Source organism: Nostoc sp. (genome assembly GCF_036919575.1).
Lineage (GTDB): Bacteria > Cyanobacteriota > Cyanobacteriia > Cyanobacteriales > Nostocaceae > Nostoc.
In genome coordinates, this window is record NZ_JBALBY010000017.1 from 126,458 (window position 1) to 145,461 (window position 19,004).

Genomic DNA, 19,004 nt, shown 5'->3' on the forward strand with positions numbered 1-19,004 from the left:
TAAATATCTTCATTTAGGAAGATTTTCTAAATCTAATTGTCTGTTTTAATAGTGCGAGTGTTCCGTTAAGGTTAATTTCAGAATGATGGGAAAATCTCTGACCATGATTGGTACAGCTCTATCTTTGGCGCTCACCGCTAACGTTGCTGTAGGTCAATCCAGTAAATCCCCCATAGCCCAATCTAATAGCGACTCCACTACTGCACCAACGGAAATCAAGATGTCGCCAGAAGGGATGAAAATTCTGTGCGAGTATTTTCCGCTCAACTCGCGCTGTCCCGGCGGCACAGCATCCACACCTAGCGCTCCTAGTAGCACTACAGTACCAGCAGATACCACACCCAGCACCACCACTCCAGATAGCACAACTGCACCAGGAACCACAACGCCATCTGGATCTAGCACTCCCGAAAGCACAACTGCACCAGGTAGCCCAACCCCACCTGAACCTGGTACTCCCCGCAACTTAACTCCAAAACCAGGTAGCCCAACCCCACCTGAACCTGGTACTCCTGGCAGCACTACCGAACCAGGTAGCCCAACCCCACCTGAACCTGGCACTCCTGGCAGCTCTACCGAACCAGGTAGCCCAACCCCACCTGAGCCTGGCACTCCTAACAACTTAACTCCAGGATCAGGAAGTGTTACCCCACCTGAACCTAGTCCTCCTGGCAGCACTACCGAACCAGGTAGCTCAACCCCACCTGAACAACCTGGCACTCCTGGCACTCCTGGCAGCAGTATCCAACCAGGTAGCTCTCCCACTACTCCAGACTCTAGTTCGCCAAAAGCTCCTGGCACAGGTAATTAAATTAAAAGCTGAGGCATAATCTAAATTCTAGTTTGCCATCAGCGATCGCTGGTGCATCTTCACCTCTTAGACCAGTTATGCGAACTGGTGTTACATAAAAAAATCACAATTGCTCGAACCTATAGATCAAGTCTTCGCATATACGACTAAGCAAGGGTTTTAGTAATCAATAGCCTGGGATTAACCATCCCAGGCTTTATAGTTTCACAATCAGGAGTCAGGAGTCAGGAGTCAGAATTCAGGAGTCAGAATTCAGGAGTCAGAATTCAGGAGTCAGGAGTCAGGAGTCAGGAGTCAGGAGTCAGAATTCAGGAGTCAGGAGTCAGGAGTCAGGAGTCAGGAGTCAGGAGTCAGAATTCAGGAGTCAGGAGTCAGAATTCAGGCGTCTGAATAAACGGGTTTAAGTCCCCCATAAAACAATAAAATTTGGTGGTAACAGAGCAGCGCCGAAGTGTGGTCTACAATTAGTGGGGGATTCAGACCCGCCACTAATTGATTCTGAATTCTGAATTCTGTATTCTGAATTCTGAATTCTGAATTCTGTATTCTTCTTCAATGCGACCTGCCAGTTGAAGTCGGTGTTTTTTGCAAGGAAGCAATTAACAGGCAAACAATACCGATACTAATAAATGAATCTGCCACATTAAATACAGCAAAGTTAATCAGGCGAAAGTCAAGAAAATCAACGACGTAGCCTAAAACAAACCGATCAATACCGTTGCCCATAGCTCCACCTAAAATCAAGCCATAGCCCAACTGATCCCACAAATTTAAGGTTGGGCCAAACAAGGCCAACACTACCAATACCAAACTCACTCCTAAAGATAGCCAGCGTAACCACTCTACTTTCCCACTTAACAGACTAAAAGCGGCACCAGTGTTAGTGACATAGGTGAAGTGAAATATCCCAGGTAAGAGTGGTAGGGTCTGCCCCAAGCTAAAGCTTTGCACTACCCAGTATTTTGTTATTTGGTCTAAGAAGAAAGCTATGAAGGCAGCAATCCAGAAAAGGCGATTTTTTAAACGCATGGCGAATTAGTCATTGGTCATTGGTTATTGGTCATTGGTCATTGGTCATTGGTCATTGGTCATGAGCTTTTGACAAATGACGAAGGACAATGAACTAATAAAACATTAAGTGACGCAATACATATGCTATTACAGTAACGGCACACACTACAGTTAGTTGCCCTGGTAGTGCAAACCACGAGTATCTCAGGATTGCTTGCATCAAGGGTAGATTTTCTGCGCCTTTCCACTGAAAAATATAGCTAATAACCAAATAAGTAATACCGCATAGGTGGAGAGTTAACAAGCCACAGATGCAACTGAAGGCGAGAGTTTCTAGTCGAGGTCTAGCTTTAAAAGCAAACAAGCCACAAATCCAAGCTCCAGGAATAAAGCCTAGTAGATAGCCAAACTGAGATAGCTTAAGATAACCAATTCCGCCACCATCGGCAAATACAGGTAATAAAGTTAACCCCATCACTAAATAGGCAATTTGCGACAGCGCACCGGCATTTTTGCCTCCTAAACAACCCACCAGCAGCACTGCACCAATTTGAAAACTGACTCCTAAAGAAAAAGTCTGAATTCCGTGCTGACTCCAACTCCAAGGTAAGGTGATGCCATAAGCTTCTAGGAAAGTGCCACCCATTGTTAGGAGTAAGCCAATCATAGACCATAGTAATTGATTGGAAGCAGCAAACATTTATAAGACAACCAAGGAAAGGCAAAAGGGATAACCAATAGCAAGCAGTATATTCATAGGACTTACGCATTGACAGACAGAACCAAATGTGCATCAACTCTCTTTACAAGGCTCTGCCTTGTAATGCTCTTGTGGGAGGGCTGCTGCCTCCCAGTTTGACAGGAGGCAGCAGCCCTCCCAGCGATCGCATTCCCAGGCAGAGGCTGGGAACGAGGCAGGGCAAGACTTTTATCTTAATAAGCTTGATATCCACATGATGCTCAATTTGTAAAGTGCGTAAGTCCTAATTCATTAATATTGAAATTAAATTTGTGCTGACATCTTAAGAACTAGCATATTTTCTTTTGCCTTTTTGGTATGTAATTTTTCAGTTATGCGAATTGCGGCTTAGGTGTCTATTGTCTGATTTTATTGACTGAGGCGTGTTCTAATTCTGAGATTTGACCTAAAATATGGTAAAATTACTTAGCCCAATATTTCTACTAATTTTTTCAGAGCATTGCCTAAATTGGCTACTAAGTGCTTAAGATATTTTATTTCCTTAATGCACTTTTTTTAGGCGATCGCTCCGCGCATCTGGCTGCACTCTACTCGATACAATTCTTCTTTTTAAACTCGATTTTATACCAATAACTATGCTTCCTGAGCTTGCGTTGCCCGTAGCTCTGCCGTACCCCTACGGGGAAGCAAGCTACGCGCAGTGTCTCTAAGAGTTGGGTCGAAGGAAAGTTTTCATTCCTAATCCTTTCCTCCAGCAAGAACTGCCCCCTGTTATAAGCTTTTTGTTTTACCACGCTTTAAGTAAGTTGGTGGGAATAAACCAAATTATGTTACGGAACGTAAATAGGCTTAAAACCCTTACCAATGACAAAGGACAAAGGACAAAGGACAAATGACAGCCCACGTCAGTTAACTTTAATTGCGCCCACCTACTTATCATCTATTGACACACTTTTTTGATGACTTGACCAATGAGGGTACACTAATAATAAACTTTTGTAAATACGTATAATTTATTTTGTGCTAGTAGTATTTAAAGCTTGATTCTAGCTAAGTATAAAATTTATCAATCAAAACTAGAAATAAGGGTTTGCTCTTCATCAAAAAAATGCTTGTTTTTTTGCTTTATTAACCTATTGTTAATCTTAATTGTTGTCCTTTAGGGGTATCTTAGAGACGCTCACCTGGAAATATAATAAAAAATTGATAGCGATGCTCTCACGTCTTAGTGTAATAAAAACTCATCGCCTCCCAGGTTCAATTTCAGTGTTAGCACTGACAATCAGCCTAGCAGCTTGTGGCGGACAGCAAACCCCAGATAGCACAGCCACTAAGGATACGCCTTCTGGCACTGCTACAGATACTACTGCATCTAGCCCAACAAAATTAGACCTTGGCGGAACCGTAAAGCTAACCGGGGCTGGTGCGTCTTTTCCGGCACCACTGTACGACACCTGGTTCACGGATTTGAACAAAAAGTATCCAAATCTGCAAGTTGACTATGCATCAGTTGGTAGCGGTGCTGGAGTTGAGCAATTTATCAAAGGTACTGTAGACTTTGGTGCCAGCGATGTTGCCATGAAAGATGAAGAAATTCAGAAAGTGCCACCGGATAAGGGCGTTATTTTATTGCCTGTAACTGCTGGTAGCATCGTGCTGGCTTACAACTTGCCAGATGTTCCAGAACTTAAGCTACCACGCGTAGTTTACGCCGATATTCTACTAGGTAAAATCAAGTCTTGGGATGATCCCCAAATTGCCAAGGCTAACCCAGGTGCAAAGCTTCCTAAAGATGCGATCACAGTTGTTTATCGTTCCGATGGTAGCGGCACCACGGGTGTATTTACAAAACACCTCAGTGCTATTAGCCCAGAGTGGAAGACTAAAGTTGGTGAAGGCAAAACTGTCAACTGGCCTACGGGAGTCGGTGCTAAGGGTAACGAGGGTGTTACCGCCCAAATCCAACAAACTCAAGGTTCTATTGGTTATGTCGAGTACGGCTATGCCAAACAAAATAGTCTCAAGTTTGCTGCTTTGGAAAACAAAGCCGGTAAGTTTATTGTAGCTAGTGAAGAGTCTGCCTCTAAAACTCTGGAATCAGTAGCTCTACCGCCTGATCTCCGCCTCTTTATTTCCGATCCACAAGGGGCTGATTCCTATCCCATAGTCACTTACACCTGGATTTTGGCTTACAAGAAATATTCCAATCCGGCAAAAGCTAAGGCAATTGAAGCCGCGATCGAATACGCTTTAACTGAGGGTCAGAAGCAAGCCAGTACACTAGGGTATGTTCCTCTACCCCAAAACGTCATCACCAAGGTAGCTGCTGCTGCTGATCAAATCAGTCCAGAGTATAAAATCTCTGTTGGTAGTGGTAGTAGCGCTAGCAAGTAAGCATCAAACATCCCTAATCAATAATTGATGAAGTGGTCGTTTTATGGGCATTAGTAACTGGGAACACGGAGTTACTAATGTATCAGTTTAAAAAGATGATCAAACGACAATTTGACTAATCTGGTTGCCTCACACATTCTTCTCTGATTTAATAGTTAAAGTCGGTATTCATGACTACAAATTCTCAAAATCTGTCATCAGCGATAAAAAGTCGCTCTGAGGCAGAAAAGTCCCTAGATCGGGGTTTTATTTGGCTGACTAAAATTTTCGCCTTTGGGGTTGCTGCCACTTTATTATGGATCGGGTCACAGGTTGCAATTGGCGCTTGGCCTGCTATTCAAAAGTTTGGCGTTAGCTTTTTAGCCAACACCACTTGGAACCCAGTTAATGATAGCTACGGGGTGCTACCTCAAATTTATGGAACTCTCTTGAGTTCTTTTATTGGTCTACTGATAGCAGTACCAATTGGGGTTGGTACTGCTGTTGTACTGAGTGAGGATTTTTTGCCCGCTAAAGTGAAGCTGGTACTGGTTTTCGCAGTAGAACTGCTGGCAGCTATTCCCAGCGTTGTCTACGGCGTGTGGGGTATTTTTGTTTTGGTGCCAATCTTAACCGGCTTGGGAAAATGGCTGAATAGTTACTTTGGCTGGCTGCCATTTTTTAGCACTTCTCCTACAGGGCCAGGAATGTTGCCGGCGGGAGTCATATTAGCGATTATGACTTTGCCCATCATCACAGCCTTATCCCGCGATGCCTTGATTTCTGTACCCCCCAGTTTGCGCCAAGCCTCTGTAGGACTAGGAGCAACGCGCTGGGAAACGATTTTGCAAATTCTCATCCCAGCAGCCTTTTCGGGCATAGTTAGTGCTGTGATGCTGGGACTTGGCCGGGCAATGGGAGAAACAATGGCTGTAACGATGTTAATTGGCAACTCCAACAACATCAGTCTCTCTCTTTTAGCACCAGCCAATACGATTTCTTCTTTACTGGCAAATCAATTCTCAGAAGCTAGTGGTTTACAAGTTGCGGCTTTAATGTACGCGGCTTTAGTTCTATTTTTCTTGACGCTGGTAGTGAATATTCTGGCAGAGTTGATCGTTCTGAGAGTCAAGCGAATATAGCTTAGTTTTGGGTTAAATTATGACTTCTAGTTTTCCAGAGCGCAGTTTAACTCGCTCCGCCACGTCTCAGAGAACACTGTTTAATACAGTGATGACCGTAATCGCATTTACCTGCGGAGTATTAGCACTTTTACCTTTGCTAGCAGTGCTATCTTACGTGATTATTAAAGGCTTTAGCAGTCTGAATCTCGCCGTGTTTGTTGAACTGCCACCGAAAGCTCTACAAAAGGGAGGAGGCTTTGGTAATGCAATTTTAGGCACGCTGCTAATGGTAGGAATTGCTGCCTTGATTAGCATCCCCTTTGGAGTTTTGGGGGCGATTTACATCACAGAATTTAGTTCGGCGAAAGTAGCCAGATGGGTACGTTTTGCGGCTAATGTCCTTAGTGGAGTCCCTTCAATTATTGCTGGGGTATTTGCCTATGGCATTGTAGTTTTAACACTGGTAAAGTTGAACTTAGGATCATATTCCGCTCTCGGTGGAGGGTTTGCACTGGCAATTTTGATGTTGCCAATTATTTTGCGAACTACTGATGAAGCCTTGCAGTTAGTATCGCAAGATTTGCGACAAGCATCTGTAGGGTTAGGAGCGACGAACTTTCAAACAGTCAGTCAAGTAGTCTTACCAGCAGCTTTACCAGCAATTGTAACCGGGGCAACGCTTGCGATCGCCAGAGCATCTGGAGAAACCGCACCTTTACTATTTACCGCTTTATTTTCCAACTTTTGGCCAGATAGCTTATTCCAACCAACAGCTTCCCTTGCTGTTTTGGTTTACAAATATGCCATTTCTCCCTTTAAAAATTGGCAATCACTAGCTTGGGCAGCATCTTTGATCTTGGTATTGATGGTTTTAATCACTAGTATCATTGCTCGCTGGGCAACTCGTCAAAAAGTTTAGTAAACACACCATCTACAGTCCAGATCCCCATCGCTCAAACTAACACTAGAGTTATTTATGGCTAGTAACATTAAAACAGTGAATGACACTGAAACCGTTTTACGCACCGAAAATCTTAACGTTTACTACGGCAAGTTTTTAGCCTTACAGAATATTTGGCTAGATATACCGAAAAATCAGGTGACAGCCTTTATCGGCCCTTCTGGTTGTGGTAAAAGTACATTGTTGCGATGCTATAACCGTCTCAATGACCTGATTGAGTCTTTTCACGCAGAAGGTAAAATACTTTTTTACGATAAAAACTTGTATGCATCCGACATCGACCCTGTAGAAGTGCGTCGTCGGATTGGGATGGTGTTTCAAAGACCAAACCCATTTCCAAAATCAATTTATGACAATATTGCTTTTGGAGCCAAAATCAACGGCTACAAAGGTAATTTTGATGAATTGGTAGAAAGCAGTCTCAGAAAAGCAGCTTTGTGGGATGAAGTCAAAGATAAACTGCGACAAAGTGGCTCGTCTTTATCTGGTGGACAACAACAACGGTTATGTATTGCTCGTGCGATCGCAGTCCAACCTGAAGTTATATTGATGGATGAACCTTGCTCCGCCCTCGACCCTATTTCCACCTTGCGGGTTGAAGAACTAATTCACCAACTTAAAGAGCAATATACCATCGTTATCGTCACCCATAATATGCAGCAAGCCGCGCGGGTTTCTGATAAGACAGCCTTTTTTAATGTTCGGACTACAGAAACAGGTGGTCGTAACGGTTTCATGGTAGAATACGACGCCACAGAAGTAATTTTCAACAATCCTAAGCAAGAAGACACCAGAGATTACGTGAGCGGCAGATTTGGATAAATATTACATATTCTTTATGTTGTAGCGATGAGGGATACTCGGAAATTAATGCTGTGCGATATTCCTCTAGTTTTTTTATTTGTTCGTCAACTTTGGCGTAGGCGTAGCCCGCCGCAGGCATCGCTTGATTAAGTATGACTATTTGTTGGTCAAAAAAAGCAATAATTAAGCTGTTTAACATTAGACTTGCATTGACTGGGCAGTGTCCGACACATAGCGCAGTAGCAGTAATAGTGTTGCCTTGTCTTCCTATTTATTCCATACTTGCAGGTTTTGTAATAACTACATATATAGGAATCATATTTGATTTCTGAAAAAATATCGGTAGTCTTGTAGTGGACCCTCTAGCCTAAAATGTTGCAAAAAAATTGTAGGTTGGGTGCAGGCTTTGCGTAACCCAACATCCTGATATATATGTTGGGTTGCGCTCCGCTCCACCCAACCTACGTCTACCTCTAATCCACTATTTTAGCCTTGACAGTCCAAAATAGTGCATTTCACTAATCTTATACTAGTCCTATAGCAATCCTATCTGAGTTGTGAAAATTACTGTTTTAACGAACCACAGAGGCGCAGAGAACGCAGAGAGAGGAATCAACTGAAATTTTCACAAATGAATTAGGACTGTTATTTTTAACTGGTTTTAACTGGTTATTTTAGCAAGCCCAGACTTGCTTCTTGCACGAGTACATTTCAAAGTTTTTTTCTAAGCGGGCGGCGGGAATCGAACCCGCATTAATAGCTTGGAAGGCTATAGTTTTACCACTAAACTACGCCCGCGTGTTTCCAATCCTATAAATGTAGCACAGTTTTTGCGAAAATTCAAGCATCTACTTGGAATTAGTAGGTTGGATTTTGATCCTGACATACAGATTGCTCAAACCTGGTTTTGTGCCATCGTTGTTGTGAGCAGCAATAAAGTTTTCTGTTTTAAAAACTTCGCTGAGGACTTGCTCGTATGTGCTTTTTTCGCTTTGGAGTCTTGCTGGTTCTATTTCTAGAACTACAGCCTGTTGAAAGTTGCCATTCCGATCAATTATTAAGCTAGCCAATAGCTGTGCTGGTTCAAGTCCAGAATTGTGGAGAAGAAAACTTGAGTCTAACTGTTTTGTGTCGCTTCCCTTGTATAAAGCGATAACGTCGGGTAAAGCATCTTGTCGCAATCTTCCTACTTGTATCAAGTTACTCACTTCATCTTTAGCTAAAGGAGCTACTATTGCTACCGATGCTCCCTCAGTAGGAGTTGCTGGAGTTTCTCTAGTTCGAGTTGGTGAAGTTTCTCTGGTGGGAGTTGGTTGAGTTTCCCTAGTCGGAGTTGTTGGAGTTTCTCTGGTGGGAGTTGGTTGAGTTTCTCTGGTGGGAGTTGGTTGAGTTTCTCTAGTCGGAGTTGTTGGAGTTTCTCTAGTCGGAGTTGTTGGAGTTTCTCTAGTTCGATTTCCTGGAGTTTCTCTGGTGGAAGTTGTTGGAGTTTCTCTAGTTCGATTTCCTGGAGTTTCTCTGGTGGGAGTTGCTGGAGTTTCTCTAGTCGGAGTTGTTGGAGTTTCTCTAGTTCGATTTCCTGGAGTTTCTCTGGTGGGAGTTGCTGGAGTTTTTCTGTTTTCAGCTTCCGAAACTGGTGGATTTGATGGAATACCTGATGGTAGTGGCGTTCCTTTTCCCAGTTTAATTTCTTGACGGCGGTTCCAAGGTAAATTACCGACTGGAACTGTAGGTTTTGGTGTGGCTATAGGTTTCGGCGTGGCTATAGGTTTTGGTGTGGCTATAGGTTTTCGTGTGGCTGTAGGTGTCGGCGTAGGAACTCTCTCTTCCCTAAAGGGTTTGCTATTAGGTTGAGAGGCGTAAGTTCGGCTCTTTTTCTGGAGATTATCCGCAGAACTTATTGCCCCAAAATCTTGATTTCTGGGCGTAGTTCGTCCTGTTTGTAGTGAAGGTGCTGTTACAGACTTTTGAGTTGACGATCGTGGCTTTGGCGAAACTGTTTTGACTGTTAATTTTGATTTTGTTTTGGGAGTAATATCTATCAATTCAATGGGAACAGCAGATTGACTTTGCTGGGGAAACCACAGACTAAATGCATTAGATGAGCGCATCAGCCAGAACGCCAGCAAGTGCAGAGAGACTGAAGCTATAACGACAGAAATCCACAAACCGGGTGGATCGGTGTGTCGTCTCCAGACCTTGGCTGGAATTGGAGTTTTGTCTGCAACCGATGGTGTCATATTATCGAAACTGGATATGATTAGGCACTCTTCCTCATTGCTAATGCTTTAAAATACCAGTTTAAATTTTAGCGATTAAAGATTATCTCTGGTTTAACAACAAAAGTCAAAACTGTTTCATCTACTCCTTTAAGTTCTAGCGGACTACCTTTAGTAATTTCTTCTTCCTGCAAATAATCTGCCACGGCAGCAGAAACCAGAATAGTACCGGGAAGAGCGGCAACTTGCAACCTTGCAGCAATATTCACACTTGGGCCGATGGCAGTATAATCGGCACGTTCAGCGCTACCAAACATCCCCACAACAGCAGTACCTTGGTGGATACCGCACCGGAACTGTACGCCAGTAAGTTTGTCGCCATCGAATACACCTTGATCTCGCCAGCGCTGGTTCAACTCAGCCAGTGAGTGGTGCATTGCTCTAGCTGTATTGATGGCACGACGCACCTGTTCATTAGGGGTTAGTTCTTCTGGCGCTCCGTATAAAGCTAAGATAGCATCTCCCATAAATTTATCTACAGTGCCGCCATTGCTAAATACAACCTTGGTCATGGCTGCTAAATATTCATTTAGCAACTCTGCTACTCGCCGGGATCTGAGAGTATTTGCTAGCTGTGTAAAACCGACGATATCACTAAACAAAACTGTAATTAAGCGTGGTTCTGGGCGCAAATCTAAGGTTAAATCTCCGGTTGCGGCTTTTTGCACCAATGCAGTCGGCAAAAAGCGCTTTAGCACCGATTCTGTTAGATAAGTATTTAACTCCACGATTCGCCGTTCATTTTCCTTCAATCCTAAAAGATTCCGAACTTCCGCCAAAAGTTCCCGGTCATTGAATGGTTTTGCTAAATAAGCATCCGCCCCATGTTCTGTACCTTCGATGCGGGTTTCCTCGTCTACTTTCGCTGTCAACAGAATGATTGGTGTTCCTCTCAACTTGTCCTCATTGCGGATCATCTGGATCATCTCAAGTCCGCTCACCAAGGGCATCATTAAGTCAGTCACAATCAAGTTGGGTATAATTTCCTTAGCGATCGCATACCCTTCAGAACCGTTACGAGCTGTATGCACGCGATAACCGTTGCGGCGGAAAATCTCAGATACATAGTTTCGCAGATCCGGGTTGTCATCTACAACTAAAATTGAGGAGCCAGCCGTGTGCAGGGGTTCCCCCTGTTGAGCGGTCTGGCGTTGCTGAGTCTTAAGTGTTAAGTCTTGAGTATCAATACTGGGGGAGAAGTTTCTTGTAATATCTTCAATATTGTCTGTTGTTGACTCTACCAGTTCTAAATCAGCCAATTCTACGCTAGCGCGGCTGGTGTTCAGTTCGATAGACGTTTCTAGTATTTGCTGTGTGGGTAAATGAGCATTTCCAGTCACAAGCCATAAACTAAAGCTAGTGCCTTGGCCGTAAACTGATTCCACAGTGACTTCACCGCCATGTAATTCTACCAATTCTTTAACTAAAGCTAAACCCAAACCACTGCCTTCATAGGAGCGGTTTGCTGAACCTTCAGCTTGGCGGAAGCGTTCAAATAGATAGGGAATTTGTTCTTTAACAATGCCAATTCCAGTATCTTGTACTTGCAATATGCAACGATCGCCCTCAGATTTTAGTCTGACGGCGATCGTCCCACCTTCAGGAGTAAATTTCATCGCATTTGACAGAAGGTTATAAACCACCTTGTCAAATTTTTCCATATCCAAGTACACCGTAGGACATTCATCTAACTGGGTAGTGAGATGCAGTCCTTTTTTCTCACAGTAGGGGCGAAAAGACTCGACAATTTGGCTGACAAATTCGACTAAATCGCAGGGATGGAAACTAGGCTGCATTCTCCCCGCATCCAGACGTTGTAAATCCAGGAGTTGATTTACCAGTCGCAGCAGGCGGCGGGAGTTACGCAGAGCGATCGCACTTTGGGAGTAAGATAATCCCTCACCAGCCGCCACCGCCGACTCTAAAGGCCCTTGAATCAAGGTGATCGGTGTGCGAAACTCATGGGAGATATTTTGGAAAAATTCGGTTTTTTGTTTATCTAATTCCAGTAAGCGTTCAGCTTGTTGGCGAGTTTTTTGATACAAGTGTGACTGCTGGACAGCGATCGCGGCTTGAGCTGCTACTGCTTTCGCCAAATCAATATCAGATAACAGCCATCGGCGGACTTTGTTACCTTCATGTAGGGTAATACTACCGATACATTTACCATCAGCCAATAATGGCACAAACATTAGCGATCGCCCTGGCATTTTTAAAGGCAAATTAAAACTCTGCACTCCTGAAAGAGAATGACTCACATTACCAATTACCACTGGTTCATGTGTCTGTAGCATTTGTTGGAGGATTGGATTCTCCTGTATAGATGCTTGAGAGTAGGGTATTCTCTGAGTTAATAGGTTCTTATTGCTACTTAAATTTTTGTCTAGGACTGGCGATGCCTGGGTTGGGCTGTGCCTACGCAAATTTTCCGGTTGTTGAAAACTATCATACAAGCCCACACACTCGGCAAACTCATCTTCCTCTGTCCACAAAGACAGGACACAGCCATCGACTTGTAAGGCTTGTCCCAATTGCTGGGTAATCGCCGCAAAGATATCTTGGGGATCTAAGCTAGAGCGAATCGCGCTAGTAATCGTATTAATTAAGGCTTCTCGCTTGGCAAGTCCGCGTACTTGTTCGTAAGCATAAGCTTGAGACAAAGCTAAAGCTGCCTGATCCGCTACCATCAACACTAACTGCACCTCATCATCCCCCCAGAAGCGAGGCACAGAACACTGATGCAGTGCCAGCACTGCCATTAGTTCTTGTTGGCAGATCAATGGCACAACTAAACTAGAACAAATGTTAGCGGCTGCAAAAGCTGCCTCACGTTGGAGCAGTTCGGGAGTATTCCCGTGAATGCGCTCATCATCGATCGCATCGTGAATCACCTGGACTTCGCGGGTTTCCCACACCGTCTGAGCCAAAAGAGGCAAAGGGCTGGGCATTGTGGGACTCAGATCCCCCTTTGGAGAGAGAGGGGAAAGACTTACTGCAACTTCCCCTGCTTCTTCAGAAAGAGCTTTCTGATAAATGAATCCCTTATCTGCCAACTGCTCATCTTGGAAGGGACGCAACAGACAGACATCCACCTCCAACATATGACCCACTGTATCTACAATTGCCTGCAAAATTTGGCGATAGTCTAAAGCACTGCGAATCGTATTTGTAACGGTATTCAGCAGCGATTCTTGTCGGAGTGTGCGGGTAAGCTCGCGGGTGCGGGCTTTGAGGACATTGTGAGTATCCAAAGCTTGCCGTACCAATGCTTTGAGTTCCTCAGCTTCCCACGGTTTAGTGACATATTTGAATACCTTACCAGCGTTGATTGCTTCCACCAAGTCTTCGACATCGGTGTAGCCAGTTAAAATAATCCGGATAATATCTGGATATTGAGTTGCTGTCAGACTCAAAAATTCTGTACCGCTCATCATCGGCATCCGCTGATCGGAGATGATCACCGCGACCTCTCCCTCTTGAGCCAGCAGTTCGAGTGCCGCAGGCCCAGAGTTTGCCCTTAGCACCTTATAGTCACGATAGAAAGTGCGGTAAAGCAAGTCAAGGTTGTCTGGTTCATCATCGACAACCAAAATTTTCGGCTTACTGTTTGCTGGGGATTTCATGCACCGCCTTCCTGCTGCAACGGCAGTCGGATAAAGAATAATCTGATCAGGTAAGGATTTTTCTGAGTCAGGTAAGAGCAGAGCATTTTGACCAATAAGGCTGTTTGGCTACATGACTGCTGAGTGTAGGAGTGTTTACTCACAGTAATTCGTCTCAATGGCTTATGCCCATTACCGTTTGCTTTGGTGCAGTGTAATTGCTTTCATAGTCAGTTTTAGGGTTACATAGTCGATGCTTGCTTGCCAAATCCTCTTTCACCTCCTGTGAGCAATGTCTGATATTACATACAGCGCTCATAGCTAGCTGAAAAATCCAGATGATAGCTGCATACTAAGTTTTCCCTCCGCAGCCGTTTTACTAACACTTCCAGGTAAATTTTATTTTTGGGAGTCATGGTAGAGTCAGCAATATTAAAACAATAAGATTTAAAGCCAAAGTATACTATTAGACAAATACCTCTTTCTAATTTAGCAATCAGAACTATCATTAAGACAAGTCATAGTGGTTAATAAGTTAGGAATTAGGAACCTTGTAGATTCTTCCCCAGTAGCTGTACAGCCTGTTCCCATAGCCTAGTAGCAAAGTCCTGTTAGTGTAGTGGCAATTGCATAAACAAGTTCAGTATTGCAACCAAAGTTTGTCGGTGGTGTACTTACTTAACAATTTTGTAAGTTATGCCTACGGACAGGTTATGCTATTTATCTACCCATTTACCTAAACCTGTACGGTACGACTTTACAAATGTTTTTGTGGTGAACACACTGATATCCTCCTTACCTAAAGCAAGGGAAAGATTATAGATTTATGAAGCTTTGAAGAATAATTCAGAATTCAGGAGTCAGAATTCAGAATTCAGGAGTCAGAATCAATCAGTGGGGGATTCAGACCCGCCACTGATTGAAGATCCCCTGATTCATCCGCTTTTTCGTTTAAAATTAATTCTGAATTCTGGCGACTGGCGCCAATATTTGTGTTTCGGTAACTTCTAAGACTCTTTCAAAAATCCAGGCTATAAAGCCCCAAACTCAAGTCTAAAACTTTGTATGCTCCACAGGCAAAAGCACATTAGCAATCTTAGTTCAGTTCAATCTCCTGGGTAGATATGAAGTTTTTATTCAGTTTAAATGGTGTTTGAGGATATTTGAGAAAATTTTCGTTGAATAAAATCAATACTAAACTCGCCTTGAAATATCGGTTTTTTCATCCATACCAGCAACAGCCAATCGATCCAGCTTGCTGCCAATTTCAAATTCGTACAGCTACACCTGCTGATTTAATCGGCGTTGCCCAAATTATTGCTGAAAGCTTTCACTCCCAAAAAGGTATGTGGGGATGGGCTTTTCCATTGCTACGCTTGGGTATTTACGAAGACTTAAGGCATCGCATGGCATCACCTCCACCGCGTCATATTTGTTTAGTCGCTTTTGAAGCTACTACTGGCGCAGCTCATAATTTAGTAGGAAGTGTGGAACTAGGTGTACGTTATAGTGATTCGTGGAGCCAGGTTGGTATGGGTTTTCCTTACTTATCTAATTTAGCTGTTCACCCAAAATACCGTAGACATGGTGTGGCTTCCGGGTTACTGACTAGCTGTGAAAAAGTCTCTCATGAGTGGGGATTTCAAGACTTATATCTCCACGTTTTAGAAAATAATCATCAGGCAAGGCAACTTTATTTCAAGGCGGGATATCGGGTCCATAAAGTCGAATCCAATTGGAATACATTTTTACTAGGACGCTCAAGCCAGATGTTCTTGCACAAGCACCTGAGTGCTGATTCTACTATCTGAATTTTATAAGAAGAATTCAGAACTCAGGAGCGGAGCCGGAGACGCTCCTCGGCTTGGCGTCAGAATTCAGAATTGAATTGGAGTCCGACTGGGTAATGAATATTGGTTTAAAACCAAGCCGAATTGCGATGCCCGTAGCTCTGTCGTTCGCGTAGCGTCTCCAAGAGTTGGGTGGGGGAAAAAAATTAAAATATTCTCGCCTTAAAACTCTATCCCTTTATGGGTAGTGTATTCTGAATTCTGTATTCTGACTCCTGTTTTATGACTCTTCCTATTCATCAATATTCATAAAAGTATAACTTTGGAAAACTTAATTTAAATGATCAAACGTTATATTATGTCTTTTTTTATTTGTCATTAAATAATAACTATCTTAGTTGAGAGTATTTTATCTGAGAAATAAATAAATTATAATGGAAATAGCTTTACAATTAATTTAGAAAATCAGCAATCCCTCATAATAACTTTGTAATTAAGATATTCATCTTTATAAAAACTTTAAGAAAACACTCTCCGAATTTGGAGACAAATCTAGTTATATCTCATAAAATATGATCACTAAATTACTAAACAAAGCCTGTTTATTAGTATCTTAGTTAAATTGACCAAAAGACTCTTGATAATAAAAGAATTCAAAAAGCTGATTTGACATAACAACTAGTTACGTTTTGAAGTGCATACTACTACCAAATTCGTTGAAAGTTTAAAAAACATGGATAGCGAACAGCATCGACGCTATCAGACCTCTATGATATCAACTTATTACCCTGAAACTAGTTTCCTTGACTCTGTTGTCATGGCAGATGGAACTGAGCAATCGCAAGGCTCGGATATCCTTACACGTTTACACAGTGGAAAAGTTTTCATTGTCAATAGTCGTAGACGAAATGGATTAATACTTTTTAAGCGCTACCATGCAGAGTTTGCTGGGCCTGGGGCTGCTGTGGGTGGGGATTACGATTGTGATTGCCAAAGGGCATTGCCCATAGGTAATCTGTCTTTATTAACTCCCGAATGTAATGAAGAACGTCAGAAGGCTTACTTGATTAGGCGACAGTGGATTCGATTGATCAAACAAATTACAGAAAACCCAGTGCCTGGGCAGCGAGTCCAAAAGATTCTCGATCAGTTTGAACAATACTTCCCACCAGAAATAGTGGCTCTTCTGCCAGATGTTGCTTTTGCTTTTTTAGTAGGTGTGCTGCCACAAACAGTGGGAATAGTACGCCGTTTGGGTAGTGAGGTGGACAACCGATTTCATTACTGAGTCAATTGCTAAAATTCCAAATTTGCCAAAGCAGCTTGGACTCGATTAACGGTGCGGGCGTTTTCCTCTATTGTCCCAACAGTAATTCGCAATCCTCCACTAATGTGTCGCACAAGGGTGCCGAGTGTTCTAAGTTTCTGGTGGAAAGTTTTTAATGCAACATCTTGTGAATTAAAGCCATTTGGTTTCAGACGTAGGTAAATAAAGTTAGCAGCGCTGGCGGTAATTTGTAGTTCTGGTTGCTGGGATAAAATTTCGATGAGTTTGGCTCGTTCACTCAGGGTTTGGGGAATTGACTCTAGCAAGAGTGTGCGGTTTTGTAAAGCAACTAATGCTGCTGCTATGGAAAAGCTGGGGAGATTGTAAGGTAAGCGAACTTTTTCTAAGATGGCGATCGCTTCGGGATGAGCAACGCAATAGCCAACACGGAGAGCTGCCAATCGAAAGGCTTTAGAAAAAGTGCGTAATATTACCCAATTAGAGCGTTGTGCTAATTCACCCACTAGGCTAGTTTGGCTGAATTCAAAGTAAGCTTCATCAATTACTACCAAAATATGTTCTGGTATACTTCTTAACCATGCTAACTCTGTCGTAGTTAAGCTATTGGCTGTCGGCGAATTGGGATGCACTACGAAAACTACGCGAATGGGGGGATTTTGAGTTTGTTCAATGGCAGACTGTGCTGCTTTTAAGTCAATTTCAAAATTTGTTTCATTTCTACCCACCGTCACTACAGGAATACCCAAAGTTTGTGCCAAAATTCCGTACATCGAAAAAGTCGGATTGGCAACGAGAATTGAACCTTCTCCTCCTAGACAGGTGGCGATTAATAATGAGCGGATTAGTTCATCTGAACCATTGCCAACAGAAATATTGGCAGCAGTATTGGATAACGAGAGGCTGGCTGACTCATTGACATACTGGGCGATCGCATCCTTAAGTGTTTCATGTCCGCCATCGGGATAACGATTTGTTTCAATTACTTGCTGATACGTCCAGGCTAGCTTCTGTTTTAACTCAGGTGGTAAATCGTAGGGGCTTTCATTTGTATCCAGCCGATCGAACTGCGCGGGAACAGATGCGGCTGTATCGCTACTGGGGTGGGGTTTATAAGCGGTAAATTGTGCTAAATCTGACCGGATGAAGGGAAGCATAATTTTAGTCATTAGTCATTGGTCATTAGTCATTGGTCATTAGTAACTAAACAAAGCGCAAATGACTAAGAACATTAGTTATGTGTGAGTTTTATTTTACAGCTTTAAGGTAACTGGCAAAAGAGGCGAATTGCCTGCCAAGTTTCTTCCATAACATTACCCAAAGCGTGGTCACTGTCGAGTTCGACTAATTCCACCCAAGGACGCGAACGCCCAAAGTCACGACTGGCTTCGATGGGGATGACTTCATCCTTTTTTCCATGCAAAATCAGTGTGGGGATAGGACGTTGCAAAAGCTTTTGTTGATATTGAGCAGCATCTGTAAGGAAATCGTAACTTAAAGGAAGCGATCGCTCTTCTCCATAGTGATAGACCATGATATATTTTTCTTGCTGCCAACGCTGTACTTCTTCATCCCCTAGCTTAGGTAGCCAATGGGATAAAAACCCAAAAGCTGGTGCTAGCAAAACTAAGCGTTGCACTTGTAAATATTGCTGTCCCAAGTGAGCAGCAGTCAAACCGCCCAAGCTTGAGCCAATGAGTGTTACTGGCGTAGAATCATTATTGAATTGGGCGGCAACTTGAGTTAGCTGACGAGTGATTGTCAACTGGGAAAAATCACCAGCATTCAAGTCGGGAATTTTTAGCTTTGTCTGAATTTGGGTAAAGCGATCGCTTATATCCCGCGCTTTGGCAGAATTAGGACTGGAAGCAAAGCCGTGAAGATATATGTAGTGCAAGGCTGTAGATAGTTAGGAGTTTGGAGTAGCTCTTTCAAGGTGATATGTCAGAGGTTGTTTGAAAAGTGTTTCGCTGTGACTTTAGGCACTTATTGATCCCCCCTAGCCCCCCTTAAAAAGGGGGGGAAACTTCTTAAAGTCCCCCAATTTATCGGGGGATTTAGGGGGATCTAAAACGTTTTGCTACCGAGAAGAGGACTTTTCAAACAACCTCTTAGGTTGAATTTCATATTCGTTTAAACAAAATCTTCACTTGTTTATGAGAATTTTGAAAGTTCCGAGTTCAAAGGCTGAAGTTCCGAGTTCAAAGGCTGAAGTTCCGAGTTCAAAGGCTGAAGTTCCGAGTTCAAAGGCTGAAGTTCCGAGTTCA

General features: G+C 43.1%; 14 protein-coding genes and 1 tRNA gene. 6 read left to right on the forward strand and 9 right to left on the reverse strand.

The features are described from left to right. Positions 1-153 precede the first annotated feature (153 nt). From V7K27_RS06295 to V7K27_RS06305, 3 genes are all read right to left on the reverse strand, one after another. The gene (locus V7K27_RS06295) at positions 154-801 is read right to left on the reverse strand and encodes a hypothetical protein (RefSeq protein ID WP_334945345.1); all 648 of its coding nucleotides are present in this window, start codon (positions 799-801) and stop codon (positions 154-156) included. 562 nt (positions 802-1,363) lie between these two features. After that, entirely contained in the window at positions 1,364-1,840 is a 477-nt protein-coding gene (lspA, locus tag V7K27_RS06300; protein WP_334945347.1) for a signal peptidase II, read from the reverse strand. 94 nt (positions 1,841-1,934) lie between these two features. Beyond that, the gene (locus tag V7K27_RS06305) at positions 1,935-2,522 is read right to left on the reverse strand and encodes a biotin transporter BioY (RefSeq protein ID WP_334945349.1); all 588 of its coding nucleotides are present in this window, start codon (positions 2,520-2,522) and stop codon (positions 1,935-1,937) included. A 1,212-nt stretch (positions 2,523-3,734) separates the two neighbouring features. Here V7K27_RS06305 and pstS point away from each other — a divergent pair. The 4 genes from pstS (at position 3,735) to pstB (ending at position 7,802) form a co-directional block, all read left to right on the forward strand. Continuing rightward, on the forward strand, positions 3,735-4,916 hold the full coding sequence (pstS, locus tag V7K27_RS06310; protein WP_334945351.1) for a phosphate ABC transporter substrate-binding protein PstS: 1,182 nt from the start codon (positions 3,735-3,737) through the stop codon (positions 4,914-4,916). A 170-nt stretch (positions 4,917-5,086) separates the two neighbouring features. Continuing rightward, a complete protein-coding gene (pstC, locus tag V7K27_RS06315) occupies positions 5,087-6,037 on the forward strand; it encodes a phosphate ABC transporter permease subunit PstC (RefSeq protein WP_334945353.1) in 951 nt (316 codons plus the stop codon). A 19-nt stretch (positions 6,038-6,056) separates the two neighbouring features. Continuing rightward, positions 6,057-6,938, forward strand: coding sequence for a phosphate ABC transporter permease PstA (gene pstA, locus V7K27_RS06320; protein ID WP_334945355.1), 882 nt, complete (start codon positions 6,057-6,059; stop codon positions 6,936-6,938). A 57-nt stretch (positions 6,939-6,995) separates the two neighbouring features. Continuing rightward, positions 6,996-7,802: a phosphate ABC transporter ATP-binding protein PstB gene (gene pstB, locus V7K27_RS06325; protein ID WP_334945357.1), complete on the forward strand. Its 807-nt coding sequence runs from the start codon at positions 6,996-6,998 to the stop codon at positions 7,800-7,802. Here the strand turns inward: pstB and V7K27_RS06330 are convergent. The 4 genes from V7K27_RS06330 to V7K27_RS06345 all read right to left on the reverse strand — a co-directional run bounded on the left by V7K27_RS06330 (position 7,756) and on the right by V7K27_RS06345 (position 13,683). Further along, entirely contained in the window at positions 7,756-7,983 is a 228-nt protein-coding gene (locus V7K27_RS06330; protein ID WP_334945358.1) for a hypothetical protein, read from the reverse strand. The two genes, pstB and V7K27_RS06330, sit on opposite strands and share 47 nt — an antisense overlap. Positions 7,984-8,511: 528 nt before the next feature. After that, positions 8,512-8,582: transfer RNA gene (locus V7K27_RS06335), tRNA-Gly, on the reverse strand. A gap of 50 nt (positions 8,583-8,632) precedes the next feature. Further along, a complete protein-coding gene (locus V7K27_RS06340) occupies positions 8,633-10,021 on the reverse strand; it encodes a hypothetical protein (RefSeq protein ID WP_334945360.1) in 1,389 nt (462 codons plus the stop codon). Between the two features lie 68 nt (positions 10,022-10,089). After that, positions 10,090-13,683: a response regulator gene (locus V7K27_RS06345; RefSeq protein WP_334945362.1), complete on the reverse strand. Its 3,594-nt coding sequence runs from the start codon at positions 13,681-13,683 to the stop codon at positions 10,090-10,092. Positions 13,684-14,840: 1,157 nt separating this feature from the next. Between V7K27_RS06345 and V7K27_RS06350 the strand changes: the two genes are divergently transcribed. Both V7K27_RS06350 and V7K27_RS06355 read left to right on the forward strand, forming a co-directional pair. Then, positions 14,841-15,473: a GNAT family N-acetyltransferase gene (locus V7K27_RS06350; RefSeq protein WP_334945364.1), complete on the forward strand. Its 633-nt coding sequence runs from the start codon at positions 14,841-14,843 to the stop codon at positions 15,471-15,473. A gap of 712 nt (positions 15,474-16,185) precedes the next feature. After that, positions 16,186-16,740, forward strand: coding sequence for a hypothetical protein (locus V7K27_RS06355; protein ID WP_334945366.1), 555 nt, complete (start codon positions 16,186-16,188; stop codon positions 16,738-16,740). A gap of 8 nt (positions 16,741-16,748) precedes the next feature. Here V7K27_RS06355 and V7K27_RS06360 read toward each other — a convergent pair whose 3' ends face one another. Together V7K27_RS06360 and V7K27_RS06365 are read right to left on the reverse strand one after the other, a co-directional pair. Continuing rightward, complete coding sequence (locus V7K27_RS06360; RefSeq protein ID WP_334945383.1) at positions 16,749-17,894, reverse strand: histidinol-phosphate transaminase; 1,146 nt, start codon at positions 17,892-17,894, stop codon at positions 16,749-16,751. A gap of 104 nt (positions 17,895-17,998) precedes the next feature. Beyond that, positions 17,999-18,634: a YqiA/YcfP family alpha/beta fold hydrolase gene (locus V7K27_RS06365; protein ID WP_334945367.1), complete on the reverse strand. Its 636-nt coding sequence runs from the start codon at positions 18,632-18,634 to the stop codon at positions 17,999-18,001. Positions 18,635-19,004: the final 370 nt, after the last annotated feature.

Coding starts and splice junctions, on each gene's coding strand:
- lspA (WP_334945347.1), bottom strand. CDS start 1,840: ATGCGTTTAAAAAATCGCCTTTTCTGGATTGCTGCCTTCATAGCTTTC.
- V7K27_RS06305 (WP_334945349.1), bottom strand. CDS start 2,522: ATGTTTGCTGCTTCCAATCAATTACTATGGTCTATGATTGGCTTACTC.
- pstS (WP_334945351.1), top strand. CDS start 3,735: ATGCTCTCACGTCTTAGTGTAATAAAAACTCATCGCCTCCCAGGTTCA.
- pstC (WP_334945353.1), top strand. CDS start 5,087: ATGACTACAAATTCTCAAAATCTGTCATCAGCGATAAAAAGTCGCTCT.
- pstA (WP_334945355.1), top strand. CDS start 6,057: ATGACTTCTAGTTTTCCAGAGCGCAGTTTAACTCGCTCCGCCACGTCT.
- pstB (WP_334945357.1), top strand. CDS start 6,996: ATGGCTAGTAACATTAAAACAGTGAATGACACTGAAACCGTTTTACGC.
- V7K27_RS06330 (WP_334945358.1), bottom strand. CDS start 7,983: ATGTTAAACAGCTTAATTATTGCTTTTTTTGACCAACAAATAGTCATA.
- V7K27_RS06340 (WP_334945360.1), bottom strand. CDS start 10,021: ATGACACCATCGGTTGCAGACAAAACTCCAATTCCAGCCAAGGTCTGG.
- V7K27_RS06345 (WP_334945362.1), bottom strand. CDS start 13,683: ATGAAATCCCCAGCAAACAGTAAGCCGAAAATTTTGGTTGTCGATGAT.
- V7K27_RS06355 (WP_334945366.1), top strand. CDS start 16,186: ATGGATAGCGAACAGCATCGACGCTATCAGACCTCTATGATATCAACT.
- V7K27_RS06360 (WP_334945383.1), bottom strand. CDS start 17,894: ATGCTTCCCTTCATCCGGTCAGATTTAGCACAATTTACCGCTTATAAA.